Origin of the sequence: Microcoleus sp. T3_B1 (assembly GCF_036700445.1) — a bacterium.
GTDB lineage: Bacteria > Cyanobacteriota > Cyanobacteriia > Cyanobacteriales > Microcoleaceae > Microcoleus.
The window spans coordinates 21,192-39,372 of the sequence record NZ_JAUBOX010000028.1 but is presented as its reverse complement, the minus strand read 5'-3'; the positions used below and the strand labels follow the sequence as shown (position 1 = coordinate 39,372).

Genomic DNA, 18,181 nt, shown 5'->3' with positions numbered 1-18,181 from the left:
GCAGGCTGACTGACGGGGTAAACTTTTCAATTCTTTAATCTAAAATCTAAAATCTAAAATCGAATGACTCCCGACAAAACCGGATTCAGTATTAGCGCGACAGCCATTCGCCGCCACATCGGCACCCTCATGCTGACACTTGCCATTATAGTCGTGGGCATTTTCTACATAACCCAACTGCCCGTTGACTTGCTGCCCTCCATCACCTATCCCCGCATCAGCGTGCGCTTAGACGCCCCCGGAGTCTCCCCAGAAGTGGCAGTTGACGAAATTACCCGCCCCCTCGAACAAGGACTTTCAGCAACAGAAGGAGTCACGCAAGTTTTCTCCCGCACGCGGGAAGGACAAGTCAGCGTCGATTTATTCTTTAGACCCGGCGGCAATATCGACCAAGCCCTCAACGACGCTACAGCCTCCGTCAACCGCATTCGCAACCGACTTCCTGATACAGTTGAATCGCCAAATCTATTTAAATTTGACCCTTCTCAACAGCCGGTTTACGAATTTGCCCTGACTTCAGACTCACGCCAAGGGGTAGATTTGCGGGTATTTGCCGATGAAGAATTAGCCAGGGAAATAAACGTGATTCCCGGAGTCGCTTCCGTTGACATTTCCGGCGGCGTTCAAGAAGAAATTCAAGTTAATATTGACCTGAATCGGCTGCAAAGTTTAGGAGTTAATCTCAACGACGTTTTTAATGCTTTGCGTTCGCGCAATTTAGACACTTCCGGCGGCCGGCTGCGGCAAGAATCAAACGAACCGCTGACGCGCACAATTGGTCGCTTTAAAACAGCCTCGGAAATCGCCAATCTTTCCTTTCAAGTATCCGGTTCCAACCCGCCAAAACGAGTCTACCTGCGCGATTTTGCCCAAGTCAATGACGGTACAGAAGAACAGCGAGTCAAAGTTTTTCTCAATCAAAAACCAGCCGTTAAAATTAGCATCTTGAAACAGCCGGACGCCAACACGATTACTGTTGTAGACGGAGTGAAAAATCGCATCAAAGAAATGCAGGATTCCGGGTTAATTTCGGCGGACATGACCGTAGTTACTACCTTAGACGAATCCAGATTTATCCGCAATTCCTTAGCCGATGTGGCGAATGCGGGGGTTTCAGGGGCAGTGCTGGCTGCGATCGCAGTTTTGTTCTTTTTAGGTTCCCTGAGACAAACCCTGATTATCTCTCTGACTATTCCCCTGTGTACTCTAGCAGCCATTATTTTAATGCGGCTGTTCGGCTTGTCGCTGAACTTGTTTAGTTTAGGGGGTTTAGCGTTAGGAATTGGTCAGGCGATCGATACCAGCGTAGTTATTTTAGAAAATATTGTAGTCGGTCTAGACAGCAACCCTCATCTGAAAAAAGGCAGAATCAAAGATCGGAAAGAACGCACGATAGAAGAGTCTGTATTGCGGAGTGAAGAAGTAGAATCAGCAATGATTGCCTCCACTGCCGCTAACTTAGTATCAGTGCTGCCATTCCTGCTGATCGGTGGCTTCTTTTCGCTGCTATTTAACGAATTGATTTTGACAATTAGCTTTGCAGTAGCAGCGTCTCTGCTAGTAGCTTTAACTGTAGTGCCGATGCTGACTTCTCGCTTGATGGGAATGTCTTATTCCAGCGGTATCAGTCAGTTCGGGCCGATAAAACATTTCAACCGCGGTTTTGAAAACGGCACGCGGGCCTACGGTTCAATGCTGTCAAAAGTGCTGGGTTTGCGGTTAATTATCATTGCCCTCGCTTTTGTGATTTTAGGCGGCGGCACTTGGGTGATGGCAGGTCAAATCCCCCAAGAAATTTTGCCGAGAGTTAATACAAGTCAAGCCCGATTATTTGCTTTGTTTCCTCCGGGTACTAACTTGGAAACAAATCAAAAAGTGGTTGCCGCCGCCGATAAACTTCTGCTCGCACAGCCAGAAACAGCGTACACTTTAACGACAGCGGGAGGGCTGCTTTTCGGCAACAATACAGTTGAAAATTTGCTCAGGGGAAGCAGCACAATCACGCTAAAACCAGGTACGAATACCATCGCTTTTACGGAAAGAATGACTGAGGAATTCAAGAAACTTGACGTTCCTAAAGGAACTCGTCTGCGGCTAGTTCCAGAATCGATTAGGGGTTTAGTTTTAACTAATTCCCCAGTGCGGGGCGGCGAAATTGATGTGGTGGTTCAGGGGCCAACTGAAGAAGTATTGCAGCAAGCAGGTCGTCAGATATTAAAAGAATTAGATGAGAAGGTAAAATTAGCCCGGTTTCGCCCGGACGGAGACGCGCCGCAGTCAGAAGTGCAAATTCGTCCAGACTGGGAAAAGGCCGCTGTGTACGGGCTGACGGCCCAAGACATTGGGGAGACCATTCAGACAGCAATTGAAGGTGCTGTTCCGACTCAATTGCAGCGGGGAAACCGCTTGGTAGATGTGCGGGTGCAGTTCGATCGCACTTCTGTAAAATCTATTGCTCAACTCGGACAAATTCCCTTATCTGGCGGCAATAATAGCATCGTCCGTTTAAGCGATGTGGCAAATATTACGATCGGCAAAGCACCAGGAGAAATTCAGCGTCTCAACCAGCGACAAGTTTTCTTAGTTGTAGGAAACTTGAATCGGGGCGCAAGTCTCGGCGATGCTGTCCAGCAAGTCGATGCAGTTTTATCAGAAATGAAGTTGCCGCGAGGAGTAAGCATTGTGCCGAGTTCTGCTGCTGAAACTAATCAGCAATTGCAAACTTCTCTAAAACTTTTGGGCGGATTGGCGACTTTTTTAGTGTTTGTAGCGATGGCGGTGCAGTACAATTCCCTGGTTGACCCGCTGGTGATTTTGCTGACAGTGCCACTGGCGTTGGCGGCGGGAGTATTCGGGCTTTATGTGACCAAAACTGCGATCGGTGCGACGGTGATGATCGGTGCAATTTTGCTAGTGGGAATTGTGGTGAATAACGGCATCATTATGATCGAGTTGGCGAACCAAATCCTGGAAGATGAAGGAGTCGATCGCACAACAGCAATTCTCAGGGCGGCACCTCAGCGCTTGCGGCCGATTTTGATGACAACTATTACTACAGTTTTGGGTTTGTTTCCCCTAGCTTTGGGAATTGGAGAAGGTTCGGAGTTTCTGCAACCTTTGGGTGTGGTGGTGTTTTCGGGTTTGTCGCTGGCGACGCTGCTGACGCTGTTTATTATTCCCTGTTTCTATATTTTGCTGCACGATTTCTTCGGGATGTTTGCAGGGAATAAGAAACCGCACGGGGTTGTTATTCCCCTGCAGAAGGCGGGGAGAAAGACTCCGAATTTGTGAAACATAGCGTCAGAAAATACCATAGAACCCCATTCTTACACATACTGTAGGGGCGGGTTCACCCAGAGTTTTAAAGGATACCAAAAGACTCAAAAACCCGCCCCCACCCCGCGCGAAACTCCTGAAGATTGATATTGGTGCAAGATTTGAGTGGGTGGGGGCGGGTTTATTTAACCTGTTTGCAGCCCGCTCGGCTATTGGTGAACCCGCCCCTTGTATCTTAAAAGAGTGAGTCAGGCGATTGCCACGTCATTGATTCGATCATACCGATAATCAGGCGATCGTACCGACAAATGGGCGATCGAGCCGACAAGTGGGCGAGCGAGCCGACCATCAGTCGATCGTACCTTCTTCTTGGTAAATCTAAAGAAACAAGAAAAGTTTCTGACTAAGATGCAAGTTTCAGCAGAAAGTGTTCTTCAAGGACATCAGAAATCGGTGAAGTTGGCCCGCCCCTTAGACTTTCGCAAGTCTGTTGCGTAGATAAGCTCCCATTACTGATGACAGGCGCACACTAAACTGGACAGTATCTTAGGATCTCGGCATGATCGGGAAAGCCTGCATTGACAAGGTTAGTATTCAATTGCCTGTCGGTTCTTTCATAAATTGGAGTATATCTGGAGCCAAAAATGACATCAACAGTCTTAGGTATAGACATCAGTAAAAGAGACTTTCACGTCTCATTACTGAAAGAAGGTCGTGCAACTAAACCCAAAAAATTCACTAACAATATTCAAGGGTTTGAGAGTTTACATAACTGGCTTCAACAACAAAGTGTAGTCGAACTCCATGCTTGCATGGAAGCTACTAGCATTTATGGAGAAGCCTTAGCTGAATTCCTCTATGGGGCTAGCTTTTTTGTTAGTATAGTCAATCCAGCTCGTATTAAAGGATTTGCCAAAAGCGAACTTTTGAGAACTAAAACCGACTCCGTAGATGCAGCACTCATTGCTCGTTTTTGTGCGGCAATGAAACCGTCTTTGTGGACACCTACCGCGCCGGAAGTTAAAGAATTACAAGCCCTGTTGAGACGGCTCGAATCAGTCACAGAAATGGCTACTCAAGAGCAGAACCGTTTGGAAACAGCTACGCCAACTGTTGCCGACCTTACACTGGCACATTTGGAGTACCTAAAAGAACAACAAAAACTAATCAAAAAACTGATTAGTGACCATTTTGACCAGCACCCACATTTAAAACAACAGCGTGACCTCTTGACTTCAATTCCAGGAATTGGTGAACAGACAGCATCCGTATTGTTAGCTGAAATTCGTGATGTTTCCGATTACAATAATGCCCGTCAATTAGCGGCTTATGCGGGTTTAACACCCTGTGAACGGAGTTCTGGGACTTCGGTTAAAGGCAAAACTCGTTTGTCTTGTACCGGAAATGTCCGACTACGAAAGGCGTTGTATTTGCCTGCGGTAGTGGCGATGCGTCACAATCCGTTACTCAAAGCTATGAGTGACCGATTATTGGGTCGTGGGAAGGTCAAAATGCAGGTGATTGGTGCTTTGATGCGGAAATTGGTGCATTTGGCTTTTGGTATTTTAAAGTCCCAAAAGCCTTTCGACCCCAATTATTTACTTGCTACCCCTTGACAGGTCAAGACAGTATCTACAGGTTAATAGAAAATGGTGCAAAATTTTAGTTAAAATAGAGTCTATCAACGCAGTAAACTTAAATATCTTTATGCTGATTTTACCAAAATATGAAAAACAAATTGACTGGTCGTTCTCATATATAAATCAACGCACTGATTCCGAGTGGACGATTGCGACAAGTTGCGATAGCAAAAAAGTCACTTTAGTCGATCGCAACTTGTCGCCAAAATACGAATACCAGCTTCCCGACGAAATTAGCTGTTTAGCCATTAGTCCCAAAGGCGATTTGCTGGCAGCAATTATGGCAAATGGCAATCATTTAGCAATTATGACAGCAGAAAACCAGCTAGTTTTTGAAGAACAGCTACCTAACCCTCCTGTTAAGTTTTCGTATAACAAAAATGGATTTCAGGACTGCTGGTTTGATGCAGACGGCGTGCGTTTTTGGTGCATGAAATTAATTGAAGGCGGGGAAGTCGAGATTCAAATTCGCGATACCAATTCGTGGCAAATTCAACGACAACTTTTGCTCGAAGACCCTTTTTGCTGGAGTTCCTTCTCGTTTCACCCGCACCCCGAAAATCAAATTTTAGCTCTTTGGGCTGCCGCAGGTCAGGACGGACAGCAAATCTACTGGCTTTATGACGATGGTACGGAAATTCACGCCGTGGAGGTTCCATGTCCCGATGACACAGGGCCTCCAGAATTTCATCCTGCTGGTGGCGAATTTGTGGTTGTACACGATTGCGATCGACAAATCAGCAGATTCAGTTTTCCTGAGTGCAATCTACTTGGAATATGCGAATGCCCTTGTCCTGATTCGGATGACAGGTTTAGCTACTCTACCTACCTATCAGACGATCGCCTTCTAATTAACACTGGTAATGGGAGAATGTATCTAATCGATATTGAAAAAATGGAAATGTTAGATGAACTGATTTTAAGCGGTCATGAACCGCGTCCTTCTCAAGAACTTTATCCTAATCTCAAGGATGTTGAAGAAGGACTTTGCAGCGACTTGGACCGCTTTTATCGATTTGATTCAGATAGTATTCTTTCCGTTCACTCACAACTGCCGAGTCAAGAAGCTGACTCTACACAGAAGACATTAGTTATCTTTGGGGGAAAAGAGCTGTTTGGTTCCTTGACGGAGGTACAACAATCCGCACCCTACAGTCAATTATTCATTCAATCTTTAGGCATTTCTTAAGGATTTTCAATACAAAACGCTTTTTGTGCCGTGTTAGCTTTTGACTCGCTTTCCCGCAGTCCGACAGGGGTTGAAACCCCTGCCTCATAGCGAAAGTCGGTTAAAACCGACTGTAGATTTTGACGGGAAGTGCGAGGGATTTTAGTCCTCTTTGAGAGGACTTTAGCTATGAGACAGGGAATTCATTCCCTGTCGGACTGTCGGTTAAAACTGAGATATTGCACCATTCTCAATTAGACGTAGGGGCGGGTTCGCCAACAGCCTTAAAGCTTGCAAATAGGTTCTATAAACCCGCCCGACCCCACGAAAAATCCTCTTATTGATATTGCTGCAAGATGTCGGTTAAAACCGACTGTAGATTTTGACGGGAAGTGCGATCGATTTTAGTCCTCTTTGAGAGGACTTTTGCTATGAGACAGGGAATTCATTCCCTGTCGGAATGTCGGACTTACCAACAATACCGCTACTGCATCTGATGTGAAGTTGACGCGGCAATAATTAGTGGGTAAGGTGCGTCAGTAAAAATTCTATGACTCCCAAAAGAAATTCCCGACTGACGCACCCTACGAGAATTAGTGTGTTTGACATCCGAAAGTCTTTGTGTTACACTTGTACTACATAACAAACTTGCAAAACCAACTTAAACAAAAATGCCCTACGAAAAATTAGACATATCAGCCCCAAAACCAGTATTATCTTGGGCAAATCACGCCCTGGGCGAAAAAGAAACCAAGATGACCGCAAACGTAGCATCTTTGCCCTTTGTATTCAAACACGTCGCACTAATGCCCGACGTACATTTAGGAAAAGGTGCTTTAGTCGGTTCAGTAATTGCCACAAAAGAAGCGATTATTCCGGCGGCTGTGGGCGTCGATGTGGGTTGCGGTATGTCTGCGATAAAAATGCCATTCAAAGCTCACAAATTAGAAGGCAAACTCAAACAAATTCGCCTCGATATCGAAGCCGCAATCCCTGTGGGATTTTCGGAAAACAAAGAAGTAGAAACAACTGTCACCAACTGGCAAGGATGGGGCGAGTTTAAGGAACTTCATCAAGGTGTGCAGCACCAAAACAATAAAGCCTTAAAACAAATGGGTTCCCTCGGCGGCGGTAATCATTTTATTGAGGTTTGCGTTGATACTGAAAACTTTGTTTGGCTGATGCTGCATTCCGGTTCTCGCGGCATTGGAAATTTGCTCGCACAGCAGCATATAGAGACGGCTAAAGATTTAGCTAAACTGGCAGAAATTAATCTGGCTGACAAAGATTTGGCTTATTTTGTAGCGGGTACGCGGGAGTTTGCCGCTTACTGGCACGATTTGCAGTGGGCGCAAGATTATGCTCGTTTTAATCGCGATGTAATGATGAATCGGTTTAAGCGAATTGTGGAAAAGCACGTCGCGGGTGGCAAATCTGTTAAGCCGTTATTAGAGGTGAATTGCCACCACAATTACGCGGAAAAAGAGGTGCATTTTGGCGAAGATGTGTATGTTACTCGCAAGGGTGCCGTGCGCGCGGATGTTGAGGATTACGGGATTATTCCGGGTTCGATGGGGGCGAAGTCTTTCATTGTTAAAGGGAAGGGAAATGCTGAAAGTTACTGTAGTTGCAGTCACGGTGCGGGGCGCTTGATGTCTCGCACTCAAGCGAAGAATGTATTCACTCTCGATGATTTGGTGCGGCAGACTGAGGGGGTTGAGTGCCGGAAAGATGAGCAATTTTTAGATGAAATTCCGGGGGCTTATAAGCCGATTGATGAGGTGATGAGTCAGCAGTCGGATTTGGTGGAAGTTGTGGCGACTTTGAAGCAGGTGGTTTGTGTCAAGGGGTGACAGAAACTGGTTTATTCTTTTATATGTTGCACCATTCTCAATTAGCCTTTTATGAACAGGCAAGATGCCTGTTCCACAAAGAGTAGATTTTCTTGTGGGGAGTAGGGGTTGCGCTTCTAGCCCACCCAAAAAAGGATTATTGAGAATGGTGCAATATCTCAGTTTATTTGTACTTCACTTAGCTAAAAATTGCTGTATAGGAAGAAGGGGGAAATTGAGCTTAACTCGATTTCCCCCTCTTGACAAACGCTTTGTTTTCTGAAGCTTTTTCTCTAACACACCATGTGTCTCGACTCAATTTCTAGCAAGCGCAGCAGTGTTTCATCGCCCTTGGCTTTGGCTGCTTCCTTTCTACGATCGAGAATATTGCAAAGATTCGCCCGGTGCACTTGCGCCACTTCCATAACTGTTGGGTAAGATTTAACCGCCCCTGGGGCGTTAGCTGCTGCGACATTCCCATCGCCAGCTTGAGCATCTCGCTTTTTGGTATAGTGTGGGCCGCCGTATTTTTTGGGGTTGGGAATGTGTCTCGGATACCGATAGTTCCAGTTTTGCCCCCGGTATTTGCCCGCGACTTCGCCTTCGACCATATCAACTGTCGGAATGTCGTACTCGTAGTTTGAACCGCGATAAGTGAGTTTCATATTTTTTGATCCTTATATTTATGGAGATAAAAAGGGCAGTCAGGTCAGGGTTGGTTTTCTTGGCTAAAACTTTTTTAGTTTCTGTATTCAATTATACGGTTTTTTGAGATGAATCGGTTGTGTTTACAAAAATTAATATTTGGAGGGGGGAGACGGCAAGAAAAAACCCGCCGCAGCGGGTTTAATCGAGTTTTTGACTAATTCGAGCAGCACCCGGAGCGAAACTGCTTCGCTTGGGCAGAACTAGCCAACTGTCACCTGATCGGTTTGCACGCCTGCGGCACCTTCTTCAGCAGAGGCGATCGCCACCAACTTGTCGAGAATTTCCTGACTGGGAACTTGACCTTTGAGAACAACCGTGCCACTGAGCTGAGCCACATAAACAGTCTCGATATCAGCAACTTCTGGATCGCTGTCAAAAGCTAAAGCCACCCGCTTCGCCAGGCCGCTTTCGTCAAAATTTCCGTCTGGGCCGACTTTAGCAGGAGCGATGGATTGCGCTTGTGCTGCTTGCTGTACTACTTGTGCCATCGGTTCAGCCTGGGGTGCAGGCTTTTCGAGTCCGAACAGTCTTTTAAACCAACCCATAGTATTTGAGTCTCCTGAAAATACACTTTTTCCAAGATAGCTCTAGAATTCCAAAAGACTCGTAATTGTTGCAAAACTCAGCGAAATTTATCAAAATGTTTTCCGGTAGACTTTCACAATCTCAAATCTCCCATGATATGCAGATGTTGATTTTGCTATTTTATGTATAGGACGATCGCTACGCCTTGGATTGCAGGCCAGTAGTCGAAATAGTTCCCACTTTTACCTTGAACAAACTGCACAGCGCGCCGGAATACATTCCCGGTTTGTTTAACTACCCAGGACATCTTGTGCTGGTCATCGAAGTGCGATCGCTGATACAGGCACTTTGCCCTGCGCTTAATTGAGGGTAGTCCTGCATATACGCTGTAAATCTAATTCTTAACTTTTTATATCATTTCTGGTTACACTCATACATGATGTTGACGGTTGACAGTGAAAAGTCAACAGTCAACAGTGAACAGTCAACAGTGAACTCGAATTGACTATTCCGATGCTAACGGATTTGATATTAGATAATATTGTTCTGCTTCCGACCAATTCAGTTTAAGCAACGAATCATCTCCCCATGTCAGCTTGAGACTCGGCTTAATTGCTTCCACGCCCAAAGCGCTAATAATCTGCGCTGCGACAGCTTTCGCCAATAGTGGCGGTACAGAATTTCCGACTTGGCGAAAACCGTGCCATTTTGTGACGTGAAATCTAAACCAGTCAGGATAGGAATGCAGTCGCGCAGCTTCTCTGACTGTAATGCACCGAGGGGCGATCGGGTGAATCGGTCTCGGAGAAGTATAAGCCCCCCTGGCCCTGTCGGTTCCGGCCCTGAGAGTGTTGCAAACTCCGTCGGGGTGAAGCTTGTAAAAACGGCTGATCGGCTCTTTTTCGCCGCGTTTGGCCGCCTGAAACCTTTCTATACATTCCTGAGAATGTTTAGTTCGTAAACTAGAAGAGAGGATTTGTCTATCGTACTCGCGATCGTAGGAATAATCATCATCCAAACCATCGATTCCGCGCATTATACTCGCATAAGCGCTGCTCTTTCCGTACTCCGCGATTACCCAATCTCGGTGCAGCAAATCGCTGTACTTTTCCACATCCGGCAAATCTCCAATCGCATCCCAAACTGTCGGGACAGCAGGTAAATTAATTTTTTTATAGCGTTTAGGAATTTTAACTTTCGGCAGTATAGTAGTTTGCTGAGGGTATTTGGGTAGCTCATAACCTTCTTTGCACCCAATCAAAAACAATCGTTTGCGAGCTTGCGGCACTCCATAGTGAACAGCGTTGAGAACTTGATAATTTTCTTCTACTTTATAGCCACGTTTCAGAAAAGAGCTAATTAAAACATTCAGGAGTTCTTTGTGTTCTCCTGATGCAATTCCCGGCACATTTTCCATTACAAAAAACTTGGGTTTTAGCTCCAAAACTAAGCGCTGAAAGTGAAAAATTAGAGAATTTCGCGGGTCGTCTACCTCGCGCTTGCCCATCATGGAGAATCCTTGACAGGGCGAACCGCTGATTACTACGTCTATTTCGCGCCGCCCGATCGCCGATTTTTTCCTAATTTCTGATCCCGTAAGCTGTGTGACATCTTTGCACAGAATAGAACACAGCGGGAAATTAAACTCGTGTGTGGCGCAGTGAATAGGGTCAATTTCGACTGATGCAAGTACATCAAAACCTGCTTGTTCAAAGCCCAGGGTCATGCCGCCCGCGCCTGCAAATAAATCAACAGCGATCGGTCGCTTTTTCCGATTGCTTGGCATAACATTTCAATAACAAAGTTGCTTTAATTTGCTGTATTTAATTTAACATTTTTCATTATTTCCGCAGCGGCCCGATCGCACACACCCACATCTCCGAGACTTTCGCGCATTTCCCGATAACCTGCCAAAGTTTGCTGGCGTCGATCGGCATTTTGCAGCAATTCCAGTGCGTGATTCACTATATTTTCCGCAGTCGCCTCGTCTTGCAGCAACTCCGGGACGATCGGCTTCATTTGCACCAAATTGGGCGGAGACATAAAAGGAATCGAAAATTTCAGCACGTGGCGAGCAATAACCGCCGTAATCGGACTGACGCGGTAGGCAACAACTTGCGGAACGTCGAGCAAAGCTAGCTCCAGATTAACAGTACCAGATTTAGCGATCGCCAGATCGGCAGCAGCCAAGATTTCCAGAGTTTGATTTTCTAACAAAGTAGCCCGCAAACCGTAATTCTCGATCGCCTGTTCAATTTTGCTGCGAAAAGCTTTGTTAGCCAGCGGAATCCAAAAATGAACTTCCGGCAATTTAGCTTGAATAATTTGAGCTGCCTCAAATATAACCGGCATCAGGTACTTGAGTTCTTGGTGTCTGGAAGCGGGAATTAGGGCGATCGACACCTGTTCCGGCCCAATTCCCAAAGTTTTGCGGGCAACTTCCCGGCTGGGCGCAGATTGCATTCTATCCACCAAAGGATGACCAACCCAACTCACTTCGGCTCCTTTTTTTTGATAATAACAAGCTTCTTCGGGGAAAATTGCCAAAAGTTGGTCGCAAATATTGACAATCAGCTCAGTATTGCGAGGAGAAATCGACCAAACCCATTCTTGAGGTGCGATGTACCAAACCACCGGCAAATCAGGCAAATAGCGGCGGATGTAGCTGCCAATACCGAGATTTGGAGTCAAATAATCAATCAATACAACAGCATCGGGGCGAAAGTTTTTGAGATATTGTTTAGCTTTTTGCTGAACTTTAATCGTGGGCCAAATATACGGCACGGATTCTATAAGGCCCATAGAACCAATGCCCACAGTATCGCCTAAAATAGTAGCACCCGCTTCCGCCATACGAGGGCCACCCAATGCGGTTATTTCTAGATCAAAACCAGCCGCGACAGCGTGACGTTTTAAGGCTGCAACTAACAAAGCTCCTTGCAAATCGCCCGAAACCTCACCAGTGCTGATAAAAATTTTCATATTCTGACTTTATACAGGTGAGATGTTGGCTAATAACTCGGTAACAGCATCATATTGATCGGGCATATTAGCACAGCGTAGCAGTAATTCTAAGTCTAGATCGGGAAGGAATGTACTCCTGGCAATCTGCTCATAATTTTCACCTGTTAAGTAATAGAGAGATAACTGACTATTTTCCCAAAACCAGACTTCCCGAACGCCCAATCTTTTGTAGAGTTCTAGAGTATTTATCCCGCCACTGGTAATTACCACTTCAATAGCAATATCTGGGACTATTTTTTGGGTTCCTATATCATAGGAATCATCCGGCTCTTTTCTACCGCCTAATTCTCTGTTACCTAGAGTCGGGCCGCCCTTGCCGTAAAATCGAATCCCGTTTGCTCTCATATATGCCTCTAGGAGCATACAGAGAGTTTTCTTGATTATTTCGTGTTCGGGCGAGACAGTCATAATTTGCAGTATTTTATCGAGATAGAAAAATTTCACACCTCTGACATCTTTAAAAGCTGCTTCTATCGCTTCAAATTGCTCCCAACTAACATCTGAGAACCTGATGCAGCCATCTTGTTCTGTTTCAGGGGATGTAGATTTGACTGAAGTATATACATTCATAGGGCAACAGTCGCTTAGTTCATAGGTTTATTCTACCTCATTCACTTTTTGCCAGGAATCAAACCGCGCCGCCCTTTGGTTATAGACTGCTGCACAAATCTCCGCAGGTGCTGCAAGTGGGCGTTTTCTGGCAACAAATCCAACTGTTCCAAAGCTTGATTGAGAGTGTAGCCAGAATGATATAGAATACGAAAAGTTTTCTTCAAAACTAGCAAATCTTCTGCAGTAAAACCAGCGCGATCGAGGCCTATTTTGTTGATGGCTCGCACTCTCGAAGGATTCCCCTCGACTAGCATATAAGGAGGTACGTCTCGATCGATCCTGCTCAAGCCGCCCACCATAGACAAGCGGCCGATGTGGACAAACTGGTGAACGCCCAAAACACCGCTCAATCGGGCTTGAGACTCGATTTTAACGTGTCCGGCTAAGGCTACAGCATTGGCGATAATTACTCGATCGGCGATCGCGCAATTGTGTCCCACATGAACATAAGCCATCAATAGATTATGATTGCCAATAGTCGTGCTTTCCCCGGCTCCAGTAGCGCGGTTGATTGTCACATATTCCCGAATTTGATTGCTGTCGCCAATTTTCACCCTAGTCGGAGAACCCTCGTATTTCAAATCTTGAGGTTCCAAACCTATCGCCGCACCGGGGAAAATTTGATTGCGAGCACCTATTTCTGTTAGCCCGTCGATAATTGCATGGGCGCCAATCTTAGTCTCCGGCCCGATTTTCACTCTTTCCCCAATTACAGCATAAGCTCCCACTTCTACAGTCGGGTGAAGTTCAGCACCGGGATGAATCACAGCAGTTGGGTGAATCAAAGTAAGCATTTTTCAGTTGTCAGTTGTCAGTTGGCTGTTGTCTGTTGTCTGTTGTCTGTTAGCTGTTGTCTGTGATTAGCTACTGATTAGTCCTTACCAATGCTTTTCGGCCCTGAGCAGGGCATCGGCCTGCGCTGGCCAATGCTCAATTTAATCTACCATCGAAAACGTCAATTCTCCTTCACAAACTTTTTGTCCGTCTACTTCAGCCAGAGCCTGCATTTTTGCGAAGCGACGGCGTTTTACCCACAGCAATTCTACAGTCATCAGCAACTGATCGCCCGGTACAACCTGACGACGGAACTTGACTTCATCAATTCCGGTAAACATCCACAATCCTTGCTTGATGTCTGGCAACTGAGCCAGAACAATACCGCCAACTTGAGCCATAGCTTCGACAATTAATACTCCAGGCATAATTGGTCGTCCGGGAAAATGCCCTTGAAAATGCGGTTCGTTGAAAGTCACATTTTTAATTCCTACAGCCTTCTCGGACGGCACGTAATCAACAATCTTGTCAACCAGTGCAAAAGGATAGCGATGAGGCAATAATTTATGAATTTCTTCGAGAGTAAAAGTAGATTTAACCGCTGGAGAATCATCACCGTTCTCGGTGGGAAGGGATTCAGAATTAGCAGTATTGAGGGTGTTAACTTCAGTCAGCGTAGACATTACTTGAAGACTTTTGAGTGTGGTATTGCAGAAGGCAGAAGGAAGAATAAAGATGCAATCTTAACAGATCACCTGTTTTTTCCTAACTTTTATCTAGGGTAGCTAGAGCTTCCGATTTCAGGGCTTGGGCGAGTTGGACGTGCAGGTTGTGACTGGCTTTGTAAGCCAAGTAGTGAGCTTTTGGCCAAGTTCCTAGCAGACTGAGGTCGCCTACTAAGTCTAAGATTTTATGGCGCACCGGTTCGTTGACAAATCTCAAGGGCGGGTTGAGCCAGCCGGATCGATCGCAAACTAGGGCGTTCTCTAGGGTACCACCTTTGATCAAACCTGCTTGTCGCAATTGGTCAACTTGGCGAGCAAGTCCAAAAGTGCGGGCTGGGGCGATCGCCGTCGCAAAACTTTCTGCCTCTGGCGACCAACTGTACCATTGATTGCCGATCGCCTGTTCCTCAAAATCAATTCCGTAACTAAATCGAGTTTCGGCTGAGGGTAAAGCCGCTGCAAAAGCATCCCCGTGGCGCACCCAAATTGGCTGTTCTAGGACGAAGGAGGAAGTGGGGGCTTGCTTCGATTCTTGAGGAACTAAGCCGGTATGGGCGATCGCCTCTACCCAAACCAGAGCCGAACCGTCCAGCAGCGGCACTTCCGGCCCCTCAACCTCTATTCGAGCATTATCCGCTCCCATCCCCGCCAAAGCCGCTAATAGATGCTCTACAGTGCGAATTTGAGCATCGATACCTGCCAGTTCCGTTGAAAGTGCAGTCTGACAAACCGCCTCAATTTTTGCAGGAATTATCGGAGTACCAGGCAAGTCAACTCTGACAAAATAGCGGCCTTTCCCAACCTCCGCAGGCAAAACTCGGACGCGAGTTTGTTCGCCGCTGTGCAAACCGATTCCCGACAGTTCAAATTCAGATTTTAGGGTGTGAATAGTCATTTGGAATAAGGAAAAAGGAAGAAGGAAGTTAACCGTAGTTAACTCCTTAACCACATCCTAAGATGTGCTTAATGCCCTCGACTACAGCCACCACCGCTGCGATATCTAAAATTGCCTGGAAGGGCAATATTATCGACTCGAAGCTAGCTCCAATTGCAAGACCTGCTAGAACCTTTGCTGCTACGATTGAAATAGCTGGCAAGTTAGCTGTAGCAGCAAAGGCTAAAAGTCCCCCATTAGAGCAATAATTGCGATTAACTCCGGCTGTCCGACAGTACGACAAGAGCTAGTTTCTGCTATTTGAGTAAATTGCAATAACAGCATCGGAAAAAATGGAGTCATATTGGGCTGGTGGTAAGGTTCTCTACGATTGTAACAGCCGCAACAGCGTCACAGTAGTTAACCCGTAGGGTGCGCCGGGCCGCGCACCTTAGATATGATTCGTAGGGTGGACCCAGACGCAGCTTAGCAATTACCAATTAGCAATTACCAATTAGCAATTACCCATTAGTAATTACCTCTTACTCCTAACTAATGACTAATGACTGCTGACTAATGACTCTTCGTTAATTAGAATCGCTCACCAATCCCAAAGTGAATTTGATTGTCGCCAGTGTCGTTGATACCGTAATCGATCCGGATCGGCCCTAAAGGAGATTGAACCCGCACGCCGAACCCGTAACCGTAACCGCTACCGGGCTTTTCGCGGATACCGGCCGGGTCCCCCGGGACATCTTTGCCCGTGCCCAAGTCAGTGCCAGCATCCAAGAATAGTGCTCCGCCGATAAACGAAATAATCGGGAAACGGTACTCAACGCTGGCTTCTAGGAAGCTGCGCCCGGCTCCCATGTCGCCTTCGTCGTATCCGCGCACCGAGTTGGCGCCGCCCAAGGCAAAGGCTTCGTATGGAGGCAAATCTCCGAATACGGTGCCGCCCCTAAAACTGAATGCCAGGGTTTGAGGGCCGGCGGTAAAGTTAGTGTACTTGACTGGTAGGTACAAGCTGTAGCTGGCCCGCAGGCGGTTTAAGAGGATGCTGCCGGAACCTACAGGAATCGATTGTTCCATCCCAAATCTGAGCAGGGAACCGCTAGTGGGGCGGAGGGGGTCGTTGCGCCGATCGCGCACTGCACCTGCTTGGAATGTTGTCAAGTCGTCTGAGCCAGAATTGCTAAAACTCAACTGGTTGCCGAGTTCGTCCTCGGATTCGCGCCTGCCTTTGCGATCGGTAATTGAGACTCGCTGGTACTGCAAGCCGACTGAAGCAGTCCACTCCGAATCGGCAAAAGGATTGGCCGACAGGGGACGGGTGAAATTGATGCCGGCCCCGGTGCGATTGATGCGGGGTCGATCCTCGTTGGGCAATCTGACTTCCCGTTCGCCGCCGTCAAAAATCACGCTGATCGATCGTCTTCTAAACGCATTAATCGTATAAGAAGTCCGGTAAGGATCGCCCGCAATCCAGGGATCTGTAAAACTCAGGTCAAACAGATTTTGGCGTTCCCCGATTTGCACCTCAGCGCCCAACTTTTGGTTCCTACCTCTGAAGTTTTGCTGCTGGTAACTCACCGTACCGAACAAACCCGTCGCGGAACTCAAACCCGCACCCGCGGCTAGAGAACCGGTATTTTTCTCAATGACGTTGACAATTACCCTTGCCTTGCGGGGGTCAGTCGTTCCCGGTTCCAAGGCAAGTCGCACGTCTTCAAAAATTCCCAAACCAAACACCCGTCTCAAATCCCTTTCCGCCTTGGTGCGGTTAAAGATGTCTCCGGGCTTGAGTTCTACTTCGCGGGTGATGACAAACTGACGGGTGTTGCCTCCGATCGGCTGACCCGTGGCATCTGTTGCCTCTCCCTCCTTGTTCAGGAAGCGGACATCAACGGATTCGATCTGGCCTTCTGCCACTACCAGGGTGACAGTGCCGTCGTCTGCTACTTGCGGGGCATCAGTGATTTGCCCCAAAACATAGCCGTTCTCTTGATACCACGCATTAATTTTTTTCACTCCCTCTTCAAAGCGGCGGAGGTTGAGAATTTTGCCGTATTGATCGCGGAAGCTTTCGTCAATTACGCTTTGGGGCAGCACTTGCTGACCGGTGATTGTCACTCCCCGCAATACCGGATTTGGCTGCACAATAAAAGTCACCCGGACGCCCAACGGGGTGTCTTCCGGTACTGCCCGCACGTTTCTAAAAAAGCCCGTGGCAAAAATGGCGTTGATGTCTTGTTGCAGTTGGCTGCGGTTGGTCGTGCGTCCCGGTTGGGTGCTGATGACTCGGTAAATTTCGCTTTCCAGGTCTTCCGTCGCCCCGGTGACTGTAACTTCTGCAACTAGCACTTGCGGTTCTGCCGCCCCAGCGGGTGCGGGCGTTTGTCTGGGCTGCGGTGCTGGGCCAGGGGGCAATGGGGGAACGGTGTCGGTGGGCGGTCTGGTCGGGGCCGGTCTGGTCGGGGCCGGTCTGGGGGTAACTTGGGCGTTTTGAGCGATCGCCCCTGATTCCTCTGGTTTCCCTAGCTCTGCTGCGATCCAGGCGGGCGTTACAGCCGCTTCCTTGGGGGGGAGCGGGGTGCCGAGTTGCGCGTCTGGCAGGGCGTTTTGGCTGCTAGAGGCGGGGGAGGGGTTGGATGCTAGCTGGGGTTGGAGTTGAAGGAGCGGAGGTGAAACCGGGGAGGGCGGGTCTGTGACTAGGTTTGGGGGCTCCTCGCCTTGTCCTCTGTCAGGGGCCGTAGCTATTGTTAGGGCTTCCCCTTTGCCGGTTTTAGCGGCTTTGCGGTTTTGAGGAGGGTTTTGGGTTAATTCTGGAATGGGGCGATCGGGTAATTCGATCGACGGGGCGGGCCGGGCGGCAGCCAAAGCTTCCTCTGCAGATTCAGAGTAGGATGTTTGGCCGTTTGCAGAATTTGATAACCCGAATGTTGCTGAGGCAGTAAAAACTGCCACCAATACAGCAGATAAACGCATTTTTGTTCACTTTTTTGGGCAATTCACACACCACATTA

General features: G+C 47.4%; 15 protein-coding genes. 6 read left to right on the top strand and 9 right to left on the bottom strand.

Annotation, left to right across the window (positions count from 1 at the left end; all coding sequences use genetic code 11):
- Nucleotides 1-63 precede the first annotated feature (63 nt).
- The 4 genes from QT990_RS16905 (at nucleotide 64) to QT990_RS16890 (ending at nucleotide 7,937) form a co-directional block, all read left to right on the top strand.
- Nucleotides 64-3,291, top strand: a complete 3,228-nt coding sequence (locus QT990_RS16905; protein WP_333142067.1) for an efflux RND transporter permease subunit — start codon at nucleotides 64-66, stop codon at nucleotides 3,289-3,291.
- A gap of 629 nt (nucleotides 3,292-3,920) precedes the next feature.
- Nucleotides 3,921-4,892 (top strand): transposase, encoded by a 972-nt coding sequence (locus QT990_RS16900; RefSeq protein ID WP_333142066.1) that lies wholly within the window; start codon nucleotides 3,921-3,923, stop codon nucleotides 4,890-4,892.
- A gap of 91 nt (nucleotides 4,893-4,983) precedes the next feature.
- On the top strand, nucleotides 4,984-6,105 hold the full coding sequence (locus QT990_RS16895) for a hypothetical protein (RefSeq protein WP_333142065.1): 1,122 nt from the start codon (nucleotides 4,984-4,986) through the stop codon (nucleotides 6,103-6,105).
- 650 nt (nucleotides 6,106-6,755) lie between these two features.
- Complete coding sequence (locus QT990_RS16890; protein ID WP_333142064.1) at nucleotides 6,756-7,937, top strand: RtcB family protein; 1,182 nt, start codon at nucleotides 6,756-6,758, stop codon at nucleotides 7,935-7,937.
- A gap of 272 nt (nucleotides 7,938-8,209) precedes the next feature.
- Here the strand turns inward: QT990_RS16890 and QT990_RS16885 are convergent, their stop codons facing one another.
- A complete protein-coding gene (locus QT990_RS16885) occupies nucleotides 8,210-8,581 on the bottom strand; it encodes a DUF4278 domain-containing protein (RefSeq protein WP_333142063.1) in 372 nt (123 codons plus the stop codon).
- A gap of 243 nt (nucleotides 8,582-8,824) precedes the next feature.
- On the bottom strand, nucleotides 8,825-9,169 hold the full coding sequence (locus QT990_RS16880) for a BON domain-containing protein (RefSeq protein WP_333142062.1): 345 nt from the start codon (nucleotides 9,167-9,169) through the stop codon (nucleotides 8,825-8,827).
- A gap of 185 nt (nucleotides 9,170-9,354) precedes the next feature.
- Between QT990_RS16880 and QT990_RS35825 the strand changes: the two genes are divergently transcribed.
- The gene (locus tag QT990_RS35825; RefSeq protein ID WP_445252025.1) at nucleotides 9,355-9,516 is read left to right on the top strand and encodes a hypothetical protein; all 162 of its coding nucleotides are present in this window, start codon (nucleotides 9,355-9,357) and stop codon (nucleotides 9,514-9,516) included.
- A gap of 138 nt (nucleotides 9,517-9,654) precedes the next feature.
- On the opposite strand, the gene QT990_RS16875 is transcribed toward QT990_RS35825, so the two are convergent.
- From QT990_RS16875 to lpxC, 6 genes are all read right to left on the bottom strand, one after another.
- A complete protein-coding gene (locus tag QT990_RS16875; protein WP_333142061.1) occupies nucleotides 9,655-10,935 on the bottom strand; it encodes a DNA cytosine methyltransferase in 1,281 nt (426 codons plus the stop codon).
- Nucleotides 10,936-10,958: 23 nt separating this feature from the next.
- A complete protein-coding gene (gene lpxB / locus QT990_RS16870; RefSeq protein WP_333142060.1) occupies nucleotides 10,959-12,131 on the bottom strand; it encodes a lipid-A-disaccharide synthase in 1,173 nt (390 codons plus the stop codon).
- 9 nt (nucleotides 12,132-12,140) lie between these two features.
- On the bottom strand, nucleotides 12,141-12,743 hold the full coding sequence (locus QT990_RS16865) for a Uma2 family endonuclease (protein ID WP_333142059.1): 603 nt from the start codon (nucleotides 12,741-12,743) through the stop codon (nucleotides 12,141-12,143).
- A gap of 41 nt (nucleotides 12,744-12,784) precedes the next feature.
- Nucleotides 12,785-13,579, bottom strand: coding sequence for an acyl-ACP--UDP-N-acetylglucosamine O-acyltransferase (lpxA, locus tag QT990_RS16860; protein WP_333142058.1), 795 nt, complete (start codon nucleotides 13,577-13,579; stop codon nucleotides 12,785-12,787).
- A 141-nt stretch (nucleotides 13,580-13,720) separates the two neighbouring features.
- Nucleotides 13,721-14,242: a 3-hydroxyacyl-ACP dehydratase FabZ gene (gene fabZ, locus QT990_RS16855; RefSeq protein ID WP_333142057.1), complete on the bottom strand. Its 522-nt coding sequence runs from the start codon at nucleotides 14,240-14,242 to the stop codon at nucleotides 13,721-13,723.
- A gap of 82 nt (nucleotides 14,243-14,324) precedes the next feature.
- Entirely contained in the window at nucleotides 14,325-15,179 is an 855-nt protein-coding gene (lpxC, locus tag QT990_RS16850) for a UDP-3-O-acyl-N-acetylglucosamine deacetylase (RefSeq protein ID WP_333142056.1), read from the bottom strand.
- A 71-nt stretch (nucleotides 15,180-15,250) separates the two neighbouring features.
- On the opposite strand from lpxC, the gene QT990_RS16845 reads away from it, so the two are divergent.
- Nucleotides 15,251-15,427 carry a hypothetical protein gene (locus tag QT990_RS16845; RefSeq protein WP_333142055.1) on the top strand — a complete coding sequence of 59 codons (177 nt, stop codon included), beginning with the start codon at nucleotides 15,251-15,253 and terminating at the stop codon, nucleotides 15,425-15,427.
- A gap of 322 nt (nucleotides 15,428-15,749) precedes the next feature.
- Here the strand turns inward: QT990_RS16845 and QT990_RS16840 are convergent, their stop codons facing one another.
- Nucleotides 15,750-18,143, bottom strand: a complete 2,394-nt coding sequence (locus tag QT990_RS16840) for a BamA/TamA family outer membrane protein (RefSeq protein ID WP_333142054.1) — start codon at nucleotides 18,141-18,143, stop codon at nucleotides 15,750-15,752.
- Between the last annotated feature and the right edge of the window lie 38 nt (nucleotides 18,144-18,181).

Excerpts from the sequence above, each read along its gene's own strand:
- QT990_RS16905 (WP_333142067.1), top strand. The coding sequence starts at position 64 with ATGACTCCCGACAAAACCGGATTCAGTATTAGCGCGACAGCCATTCGC.
- QT990_RS16900 (WP_333142066.1), top strand. The coding sequence starts at position 3,921 with ATGACATCAACAGTCTTAGGTATAGACATCAGTAAAAGAGACTTTCAC.
- QT990_RS16895 (WP_333142065.1), top strand. The coding sequence starts at position 4,984 with ATGCTGATTTTACCAAAATATGAAAAACAAATTGACTGGTCGTTCTCA.
- QT990_RS16890 (WP_333142064.1), top strand. The coding sequence starts at position 6,756 with ATGCCCTACGAAAAATTAGACATATCAGCCCCAAAACCAGTATTATCT.
- QT990_RS16885 (WP_333142063.1), bottom strand. The coding sequence starts at position 8,581 with ATGAAACTCACTTATCGCGGTTCAAACTACGAGTACGACATTCCGACA.
- QT990_RS16880 (WP_333142062.1), bottom strand. The coding sequence starts at position 9,169 with ATGGGTTGGTTTAAAAGACTGTTCGGACTCGAAAAGCCTGCACCCCAG.
- QT990_RS16875 (WP_333142061.1), bottom strand. The coding sequence starts at position 10,935 with ATGCCAAGCAATCGGAAAAAGCGACCGATCGCTGTTGATTTATTTGCA.
- lpxB (WP_333142060.1), bottom strand. The coding sequence starts at position 12,131 with ATGAAAATTTTTATCAGCACTGGTGAGGTTTCGGGCGATTTGCAAGGA.
- QT990_RS16865 (WP_333142059.1), bottom strand. The coding sequence starts at position 12,743 with ATGAATGTATATACTTCAGTCAAATCTACATCCCCTGAAACAGAACAA.
- lpxA (WP_333142058.1), bottom strand. The coding sequence starts at position 13,579 with ATGCTTACTTTGATTCACCCAACTGCTGTGATTCATCCCGGTGCTGAA.
- fabZ (WP_333142057.1), bottom strand. The coding sequence starts at position 14,242 with ATGTCTACGCTGACTGAAGTTAACACCCTCAATACTGCTAATTCTGAA.
- lpxC (WP_333142056.1), bottom strand. The coding sequence starts at position 15,179 with ATGACTATTCACACCCTAAAATCTGAATTTGAACTGTCGGGAATCGGT.
- QT990_RS16845 (WP_333142055.1), top strand. The coding sequence starts at position 15,251 with ATGCCCTCGACTACAGCCACCACCGCTGCGATATCTAAAATTGCCTGG.
- QT990_RS16840 (WP_333142054.1), bottom strand. The coding sequence starts at position 18,143 with ATGCGTTTATCTGCTGTATTGGTGGCAGTTTTTACTGCCTCAGCAACA.